This window comes from Pseudomonas sp. TKO26 (assembly GCF_003225665.1).
GTDB classification, from domain to species: domain Bacteria; phylum Pseudomonadota; class Gammaproteobacteria; order Pseudomonadales; family Pseudomonadaceae; genus Aquipseudomonas; species Aquipseudomonas saponiphila.
The window spans coordinates 285,884-295,121 of the sequence record NZ_QKLN01000036.1; the positions used below are offsets into that span (position 1 = coordinate 285,884).

General features: G+C 60.4%; 7 protein-coding genes. 6 read left to right on the top strand and 1 reads right to left on the bottom strand.

Annotated elements, in window-relative coordinates; translation table 11 throughout:
* Positions 1 to 9: 9 nt before the first annotated feature.
* Complete coding sequence (locus tag DNK59_RS25675; protein ID WP_110725052.1) at positions 10 to 570, bottom strand: NADAR family protein; 561 nt, start codon at positions 568 to 570, stop codon at positions 10 to 12.
* 391 nt (positions 571 to 961) lie between these two features.
* Here DNK59_RS25675 and DNK59_RS25680 point away from each other — a divergent pair, with 391 nt between their 5' ends.
* From DNK59_RS25680 to DNK59_RS25705, 6 genes are all read left to right on the top strand, one after another.
* Entirely contained in the window at positions 962 to 1,480 is a 519-nt protein-coding gene (locus DNK59_RS25680) for an Hcp family type VI secretion system effector (protein WP_047305413.1), read from the top strand.
* A 96-nt stretch (positions 1,481 to 1,576) separates the two neighbouring features.
* Entirely contained in the window at positions 1,577 to 3,661 is a 2,085-nt protein-coding gene (gene tssI, locus DNK59_RS25685) for a type VI secretion system tip protein TssI/VgrG (protein ID WP_110725053.1), read from the top strand.
* Positions 3,646 to 4,479 (top strand): DUF4123 domain-containing protein, encoded by an 834-nt coding sequence (locus DNK59_RS25690; protein WP_110725054.1) that lies wholly within the window; start codon positions 3,646 to 3,648, stop codon positions 4,477 to 4,479. The genes tssI and DNK59_RS25690 overlap by 16 nt, the downstream gene beginning before the upstream one ends.
* Positions 4,480 to 4,573: 94 nt before the next feature.
* Positions 4,574 to 7,510: a hypothetical protein gene (locus DNK59_RS25695; RefSeq protein WP_110725055.1), complete on the top strand. Its 2,937-nt coding sequence runs from the start codon at positions 4,574 to 4,576 to the stop codon at positions 7,508 to 7,510.
* On the top strand, positions 7,503 to 8,489 hold the full coding sequence (locus DNK59_RS25700) for a tetratricopeptide repeat protein (RefSeq protein WP_371920321.1): 987 nt from the start codon (positions 7,503 to 7,505) through the stop codon (positions 8,487 to 8,489). The genes DNK59_RS25695 and DNK59_RS25700 overlap by 8 nt, the downstream gene beginning before the upstream one ends.
* Before the next feature lie 97 nt (positions 8,490 to 8,586).
* A partial coding sequence (locus tag DNK59_RS25705) for a tetratricopeptide repeat protein (protein WP_146249942.1) occupies positions 8,587 to 9,238 on the top strand: 652 nt, incomplete at its 3' end.

Genomic DNA, 9,238 nt, shown 5'->3' on the forward strand with positions numbered 1-9,238 from the left:
CGCTGAGCCTCAGGCACCCCGCAACCTGTCGCGCACTTCCATCAAGGCATACCCCAGCAGGTTCAGGCCGCGCCATTGCTCCGGCCGGCTGGCCCTGGCATCGTCCGCCGCCAGGCCAATGCCCCAGATCCGGTCCACCGGGCTGGCTTCCACCAGCACCTGATCGCCGGTGGACAGCAGATATTGGCCCAGGGCCGGGTGCTGGCTGAACTTGGCCAGGTTGCCTTTCACCACGATCTCGAAACGTGCCTCGCACCAACGGGCGTCATCGAAGCCGCGCACTTCGCGGCCCAACTGTTTGACGTCCGCCGGGGTGGTCGCCTTGAGGATCCGTTCGTGGGTTTCCCGGTCATCGAACAGCAGGGCCTTGCCAGCCATCATGAAATGCTCGGCGCTGGGGTAGTGAATGCCTTCCAGCTCGAACCCCTTGGCGAACCACTGGCTGAAGCAGCTCGGGGAGAGGCGTCCGTCCCGGGTCGGCTGGTGGCCCCAGAACATCAGGTAGTCGGGCGCAAAGCCGTGCTTGATCTGTTCCAGCAGTGCCTGGTTCGAGCGAATCGGTGTGTCCATGCTGACTCTCATCATTGTCTGTTCAGGCCATTGGCTGGCCGGTCCGGCGCGCATTGTGGACCCAGAAGGCGGCCGGATGCCAATCCTGTGGATAACCCGCAACTGCGCAACATGTTGCGCAGCTATCTGTGGATAAGCCTGTGCATAGGTCGCGGTAATGGCGTTGCTGCATGGCCTGCTTCAAGGTGCGCAAGATCTTGCACAGCACTGCGCAACATGTTGCGCAGTTTTCCCAGTATTTCCTCGAAAAACGCCGCCAACCACGGTGGAAAACTCGATAACTTGCTGATTCAAAACAACTAATCAGCGGCTGGCACAGACCTTGTACTCACTTCTGCACCCCACGGCCGCCTGGCCGGGGTTTCTTTAGTGATTTGCAAGGAGAGCATGCATGGCAACGCCAGCGTATATGTCCGTCACCGGCACCAAACAGGGGCTGATCACCGCCGGGGCCTTTACCGCCGATTCCGTGGGCAACACCTACCAGGAAGGTCATGAAGACCAGGTCATGGTCCAGGGCTTTCAGCACGAAGTGATCATTCCCCGCGATCCGCAGTCCGGCCAGCCCACCGGTCAGCGCGTGCACAAGCCGGTGATCATCACCAAGGTCTTCGACAAGGCTTCGCCGCTGCTGCTGGCGGCGCTGACCTCGGGCGAGCGCCTGACCGAGATCGTCATCCAGTGGTACCGCACCTCCGCCGCCGGCACCCAGGAGCACTACTACACCACCACCCTTGAGGACGCGATCATCGTCGACATCAAGGACTACATGCACAACTGCCAGGATCCGGGCAACGCCCACTTCACCCACTTGGAAGACGTGCACTTCACCTACCGCAAGATCACCTGGACCCACGAAGTCTCCGGCACTTCCGGTTCCGATGACTGGCGGACCCCGGTCACCGGCTAAGGAAGGCCGCTCGACCCTTACCGCGCCCTGGCCAGCCCCGCTGGCCCGGGCCCTTATTGACTCAGCAGTTGCACTGCCCGCATCGAGGCACAGGGAATGTTCGCCGCCGCCGACCAGACGCATTTCAGCCTGACCCTGGAGGGTCGCCCCCACGACTTTCAAGTGCTCGGCCTGCAGGGCCGGGAGCGCATCAGCCGGCCCTTCGCCTTCGACCTGGAGCTGGTCAGCGAACGCTCCAACCTGGACCTGGACGCGCTGCTGCACACCCCGGCCTTCCTGCAACTGGCGGCCGATGGCAGCGGCATTCACGGGCAGATCCAGCGCATCGCCCAAGGCGACCGCGGCCGGCGCCTGACCCACTACCGGATCACCCTCGGCCCGCGCCTGGCCTATCTGGGCCAGCGCATCAACCAACGGATCTTCCAGCACCTGAGCGTGCCGCAGATCATCGCCCAGGTGCTGGAAGAACACGGCATCCTCGGCAACGACTACCACTTCCACCTCGCCGGCCCCTACCCGGAGCGTGAGTACTGCGTGCAGTACGACGAATCGGACCTGCGCTTCATCCAGCGCCTGTGCGAGGAAGAGGGCCTGCACTACCACTTTCAGCACAGCCGCGAAGGGCACCGACTGGTGTTCGGCGAAGACCAGACGGTGTTCCGCAAACTGGCCCCGGTGGCCTACCGGCAAGACTCCGGCCTGGTGGCCTGCGAGCCGGTGATCAAGCGTTTCGAGCTGCGCTTCGAGGCGCGCCCCAGCCGCACCACGCGCCGCGACTACGACTTCGAAAAACCGCGCCTGCTGATGCAGGGAGCGGCCAAACCGCAAGAGCCAAAGGCCGAACCGGACCTCGAAGACTACGCCTACCCCGGGCGCTTCACCGACCGCGAGCGCGGCAAGCATCTGGCCCGGCGTGCCCTGGAACGGCACCGCAGCGACTACCGCCAGGCCAGCGGCCACAGCGACCAGCCGAGCCTGCGCAGCGGGCATTTCCTGCCCCTGAGCGAGCACCCCCAGCCGGCCTGGAACGACCTGTGGCTACTGACCGAAGTGCTCCACGAAGGCAAACAGCCGCAGGTGCTGGAAGAGTCCATCACCAGCGACACCCGGGCCGGAACAGGCTTTCACCAGGGCTACCGCAACCGCTTCACCGCCACCCCCTGGGAGGTGCCCCATCGCCCGCCCCTGGAACACCCCAAGCCGCGGATTCTCGGCAGCCAGAGCGCCAAGGTCACCGGCCCTCGGGACGAGGAAATCCATACCGACGCCCACGGCCGGGTCAAGGTGCAGTTTCACTGGGACCGCGAGGGCCAGGGCAACGACAAGAGCAGCTGCTGGTTGCGGGTGTCCTCGGCCTGGGCCGGCGCCTGGTACGGCGCCATCGCCATCCCTCGGGTGGGCATGGAAGTGCTGGTGACCTTCCTCGAAGGCGACCCCGACCAGCCCCTGATCACCGGCTGCCTGTACCACAAGGAAAACGTCGTCCCCTACCCGCTGCCGGCGCACAAGACCCGCAGCACCTTCAAGACCCTGAGCTCTCCCGGTGGCGGCGGCTTCAACGAACTGCGCATCGAAGACAAAAAAGGCGCCGAGCAAATCTTCATCCACGCCCAGCGCGACTGGGACGAACACATCGAGCACGACCAGAAAATCCGCGTCGGCCACCAGCGCCACGACAGGGTAGAAGCCAACAGCTACAGCGAATTCAAGGCTGAAGAACACCACACCGTGCATGGCGACCGCAAAGTCGAAGCCCGCGCCAGTGATCACCTGAGCATCGCCGGCAGCCAGCACCTGCAACTGGGCAACGGCCTGTTCATCGAAGCTGGCCAGGAAATCCACCTGTCCAGCGGCCTGAAAGTGGTGCTCGAAGCCGGCAGCGAACTGACCCTCAAGGGCGGCGGCAGCTGGATCAGGATCGACGCCGGCGGCGTGGCCCTCAGCGGCGCCCTGGTCAATAACAACTCCGGCGGCAGCCCGGGCAGTGGCACTGGCGCGGCGCCGTTGTTGCCGGGGCCGTTGCAGGCGGCGGATGGGGATAAGCCGGGAAGTCTGCCGGCATCTGCGCTGCTCAATCCGTTTCTACGCAAAAGCCGGCAGGGGCTGCCATTGATTTCGACCTGTGGCCTGCAAACCAACGGTGTTTGCAAACGCGAGGATTGCACATGTCTACGTGGCTGAGTGAGTTCCTTAAACGACCGGTCACAGCAGAGCCCTGGAGCCATGCGGGTAAGCACCAAGTGTATTGCCTCATCGATAACGTGCGACAACCTCGTGTTCTGGAGCAGCTCTATCAACTGACTGGCGTGTCGCATATCGAACAGGTTTTTCAAGGCACTGCGTTTGCCGAGCTCAATGAGGTGAGCCCGCTTTGGTTGCACTTGGACGTGCAAAGCCCGGCGCTATCGGAGGTCGCGAGGCTCTGCCAGGCCCGTCGCTCCGGCGTCCTGTTGACCTCCAGCACTGATCCGTCCAAGGCACTGCAGCACGCCCGTCGCTTGCTGCAGATGCATAGCCCAACTCACGGTGCGGCCCTGGCGCGATTTTACGATCCGGCATTTTGGAGTGCGTTGGCGCTGACGACCGCCGGCCCATTCCTGTTTGGCCCCTGGGATAGCGTCTACACCCCACCGGCGCATCCCGACGACCGGATGTGGCGCGTCTGGGAGCAGGCTGAGGTCGTCAGTGAGGTTTCCTATGATGCCGGCTACCCACTGCACTTGCCTGACAGCACCCTGCCCGCTGCGGATGAAATCCGCTGGTGGTATTGGGTGCGTGCCTATCAAGCCGAAACAGCAGGCAGCCTGGCCGACGAACAACTGCCGCGAGTGCTGGCTAACCTGCGCCTGCTTGTGGAGCACGGGGTAGATGAAGGACGACACCTGGGCCCTTTGCTACCCCATCTGAGCCAATGCTTGCTCAAGGAACATCCTCGCCTGATGGAGGTGCTGCGCAGCGAATTACCGGCATTCGAGAAAATACAGCGATTGGAAATCTGACATGACAGGCACGTCTGAAGCGCAAGCGAATACTGACTCGGACTTCCCGATACAGCTCCCGGCTGATGGGCCGAGCGCAGCCGTAGACCCTGAGGTGAACTGCCGGGACACCCAGCCCGGTTGCAGCAAAAACTACCATGACATCATCTATGTCACCGGCCAGCGTCGATTCTGGTTATTGCCCAAGCGGGTCAAGGATCAGTTGCAGGAAAACATCCTCCTGCTGCGCCAACAGACCGTTGATACCGACAGAGCGGCGCGCATGAGCAGCATTGCCGACTCCGGCTTGCTGGACTATTTCATCACCCCTGGCCCTGAGGCTTTTCTCGAAGTCAGCGAAAGCGAGACCGGTGAACGCCAGCGTTATGAACACAGCAAAGCCACGCTCCTCGAAGAACCGGACAAACAAGCCCAGTACCGCAAGGATTGGGAGATCGCCAAGGCCAAGGGTGACAGCACGGCAGCCATGCAGGCCGAGCGCGCGCTGTTCCATAGCCAGCGTCGGGTCATAAAGCACCAACAGAACATTGCCGAGCTGGATGAGATTGGCTATCGCCGTGCAGAGGCCCTTGGCTACAAACGTGAGAACGGCGTGTTCTACACCCCGCGTGCCTTGGAGGCCCGTGACGCGGTGGATGTCTATATCGCCGAGCAACGCAAGGCGGTCGAGCGCGGTTTCACCCTGTTCGATCCCGGCGGCCGCAACATCGCGACGTACTGGGAGCACCTGCGAGACTACAAGAAGCTGCACGAAACATTCATCAGCAGCGGTGTGGTCGATGAGAGGGCGCTGCGCGGTGTCCGGATCAATATCCTCAACCTTGAGGCGCCAATGCGCAGCTACCTGGACGCCATTGTCAACCTTGCCGAGTGCGGCATCGCCGTTCCCGAGTTTGCCCTCAGCCCGGATGATCAAAACCAAGGCAGCGAAGACTTTCAGGCCTACGGCAAACTCTTGGCCGAACGCCGCGCCCTCGAAGTGCGTATAGAGGAGCGCTACGCGCACTGGGTGTCGGCCACAGCCGGTAACGTCGCGCCGCCCGGGGAGATTTTTACTGAACTGCAAGACCAGTGGCGTCGCTTGAACGAAGAGGCGCAACAGATCAAAGACGCCGCTGAGGCGCGGGTGCGAGATTCTCTGCCACCGCGCCTGTTTCTCTGGGACCCGCAAAGCTATAGCCCTCAACCCATCGAGCGCCTGATCAAGATGGACATTCCTCTGCGCGAATTCAGCAGCGCAGATGCCTTGGATGTGTTGAATCACATCAGCCTCAAGAACTTCGCCAAGCTGGGCATGGACGTACTCGGCGCAGCGTCCGGCGGCCTTAAGGTGTTGCCGCAGTCGATTGCCAAGCAAGCGGACGATGATCAGGTGTTCAGCGCCTGGCTGCAGCAGGAGGGTGCGCATCCGTTGGACGAAAAAGGCCCCTGGTTCGACGACAATGGCCTGTTTGTGCCCGAGCAGTTCTTTACCGCCCTAGAGGCCAGTGGCTTTCAGGTTGAAAGCCTGCAAGCGCAGGATAAACGCCAGCGCTGGGGAGCCACCCTCAAGGCCATGGTTTTCGAGGATCGACAACTGCGCAACATGATGTTGTTCGACAACAGCACCCAGGCACAGCTGATACGTTGCCTGCTACCGGCAGACCGCATGCAGCAAACCGCGTTCAAGGTGCAGGGGCCGCAATGGAAAAAGGGCAAGGGCGCACAGGTTCTCAACGCCCAATTGACCCTGGATGTCGCCCTGTGGCGCGGTGAGGTCAGCCTGTTCAATGTCGAACTGCCCAAACGCAGCAACGCCCTGCCCCTGACGCCCAGCTACATCGCTTACGACGGCAGCCGTCGAACCCTGGATTTAGGCCGGCTATCGCTCAACCTGAGCGCCAAGGCCTGGGGGTTTACCGGTGCCAGTCTACTGTTGGCCCGTGACCTGACCCTGGATCAGGCAACCGGCTACACCAGCATCGCCGGGCTGGACATCGCCGAGAAGAAAGGCGAGCTGGGCAAGTTCAATCTGTTCGTCGGGGCGCAAGCCGGCTGCAAGCTCAGCGGCCAACTCTACTGGTACCCACCGGCCAGTGTGCTGCCCCCGGCTCCGGTCCCCCACCGCAGCCCGAGCAACCCCTGGCTGCCCTTGGCCAAGCTCGACATTGAAGTGGCGGCCGGTGTGGGCGCCGGCCTCTCGGGCGAGCTGAAACTGCAACTGCATAAGGGCCGCTTCATCTTCTCCATCCAACGCTCGCTGATCTGGGGCGTGGGCCTCAAAGGCTACATGTCGTTCGAGATTGGCTACGAATGCGTGGGCCAATTGCTGGATCTGGTGTGCCGGGAAATGGCCAGGAACCACTACAAAAACCTGGAGTGGATCGACAGCGACGCCTTGCAGTTGGTCAAGCAACTGGGGTTTCTGGGCGCCCTCAATATTGACGTGGGGTTTCTCTACCTGCGCGGTTACATGACGATCAAGGCCCTCTATCAGGCCCTGACCGACGGCGGCCGCGGCGGGCAGATCGCTTATACCTTGAAACGGGGCAAAAACCAGAAAGTCATGCATGACTGGGTGCTGAACCTGCCGCCCCAGGCGTTCGGCCCGCTGCTGATGGCGCTGATCAGCACCCCCCGGGCATTTACCGTCAAAGAGGAAGGCAAGGACGCCGTGCGTTTCACCGAGAGAGAAGCTTGGCTACTGCAGCAACAGGCCGTTCACCAATGTCTGATCTGGATCTCACGCAAGCCGGACGCGCAACGTCAATTCGAGGATGCGCTTATCTGCATGAACCGCGACGGGGTGCGTCCGGAGCAGGCAGGGCTGACTTACTGTGAAAATAGACTGCGGCTTAACTTGTTTATGGCGGAGCGAGTTTTGGAGCTGGAGCCGGGTAACGCAAGTATGCGCGCTGAATACCGAGAGTGTTCTGCCAAGTTAGGGCGGCGACTGGACGGTTATTGTATCTCCGACCGCGTCTATAAGGGGCCGGCTTTTGCGCCGGTTCAAGCAATTAAGATTCGTTATGAGGGACCGAGCATTGATTAAGCTGACTCTTATCGGTGCGCTTTGCGCCCTGCTGCTTTCCACCACCGCCATGGCCCAACTAACGGCGCAGCAACAAGCCGCCCGCGATAAAGGCCTGGTGCTGTACCAGCAAAGTGACTGGTACGACTCCCAACCCCTGCTGCAAGTGGCCGCTGCGGCCGGTGATCGCACCGCGCAGTATTACCTGGCCGAAGCGATTCGCCTTAGCAGCAGCTACACCACTGTCGAAGCAAGGAAATGGTACGAAGCCGCCGCCGAACAGGGCGATCTGTACGCCATGCTGCGCCTAAGCAGTAGCAGCGACCTGTGCCATCAAATGGGCACCTGCACCGGCAAAGCCGGCCCAGAGTGGCGTAAAGCCGCCTTGAAACTAGCCCATGAGCGTGCCGAGCGGGGTGACACTGAAGCCATGACCGTGCTGTACATCGCCAATCAAGGCTTGGGATGGCTGGAAAAGGCCGCCGACGGTGGAGACAGTTATGCGCAGAAAGTTCTGGCTGGCCGCTATCAAGATGGCGCGGGTTGGTTTTTCATTCCGGGCAATCGCCAAAAGGCGGTTAAAAAATGGTTTAAGGCTTCAGCAGAAGGGGGCTATCCATTGGGGATGTTCTTTTATGCCGACTATTTATATGAAAATAACGGTAGTAAAGAAGAAATTGGATATTGGCTCAAAAAAGCTGCTGAAGGCGGCCATATTGATTCATTAAGTACTTACGCCCTACACGTTGCCGGTATGCCCAATGAATTTGGATACCCGATTGACTTAATAAAAGGCTATGGACTTACATACTTAATATCAAAGTTTGAAGGCGGGGGGGCGGGAGGCGGAGCAGGGGTGGCTGATTTTGGCAAAGAAAGCCTTGTAAAAATAGCCGCAAAGATGACACCTGATGAAATAAAACAAGGCGTGGCTTTTGCAAAAGAGTGGGAGAAGACACATCCACCACTTTCTTACTTTGTGCCTGTTTACGGATATTGATCTTTTACTTGAATGAGTCGGAGTGGCGGCCAATATATTGGAGCTGTACGACGCGTTATTGAACGTTAAATAACGCCTGTCTATAAAAGGACAAAGCATGATTAAGCGCACCCTGATCAGCGCCCTGTGCGGCCTGTTGTTTTCCACTGCCGCCGTGGCCCAACTAACGGCGCAGCAACAAGCCGCCCGAGATAAAGGGCTGGTGTTGTACCAGCAAAGTGACTGGTACGACTCACAACCCCTGCTGCAAGTGGCCGCCGCGGCCGGTGACCGCACCGCGCAGTATTACCTGGCCGAGGCGATTCGCCTTAGCAGCAGCTACACCACTGTCGAAGCAAGGAAATGGTATGAGGCCGCCGCTGAGCAGGGCGATCTGTACGCGATGCTGCGCCTAAGCAGTAGCAGCGACCTATGCCATCAAATGGGCACCTGCACCGGCAAAGCCGGCCCAGAGTGGCGGAAAACCGCCTTGAAACTAGCCCATGAGCGCGCCGAGCGGGGTGACACCGAAGCCATGATCGTGCTGTACATCGCCAACCAAGGCTTGGGATGGCTGGAAAAGGCCGCCGAAGGTGGAGACAGTTATGCGCAGAAAGTTCTGGCTGGCCGCTATCAAGATGGTGCGGGTTGGTTTTTCATTCCGGGCAATCGCCAAAAGGCGGTTAAAAAATGGTTTAAGGCTTCAGCAGAAGGGGGCTATCCATTGGGGATGTTCTTTTATGCCGACTATTTATATGAAAATAACGGTA

Excerpts from the sequence above, each read along its gene's own strand:
- DNK59_RS25675 (WP_110725052.1), bottom strand. The coding sequence starts at position 570 with ATGGACACACCGATTCGCTCGAACCAGGCACTGCTGGAACAGATCAAG.
- DNK59_RS25690 (WP_110725054.1), top strand. The coding sequence starts at position 3,646 with ATGTCTACGTGGCTGAGTGAGTTCCTTAAACGACCGGTCACAGCAGAG.
- DNK59_RS25680 (WP_047305413.1), top strand. The coding sequence starts at position 962 with ATGGCAACGCCAGCGTATATGTCCGTCACCGGCACCAAACAGGGGCTG.
- tssI (WP_110725053.1), top strand. The coding sequence starts at position 1,577 with ATGTTCGCCGCCGCCGACCAGACGCATTTCAGCCTGACCCTGGAGGGT.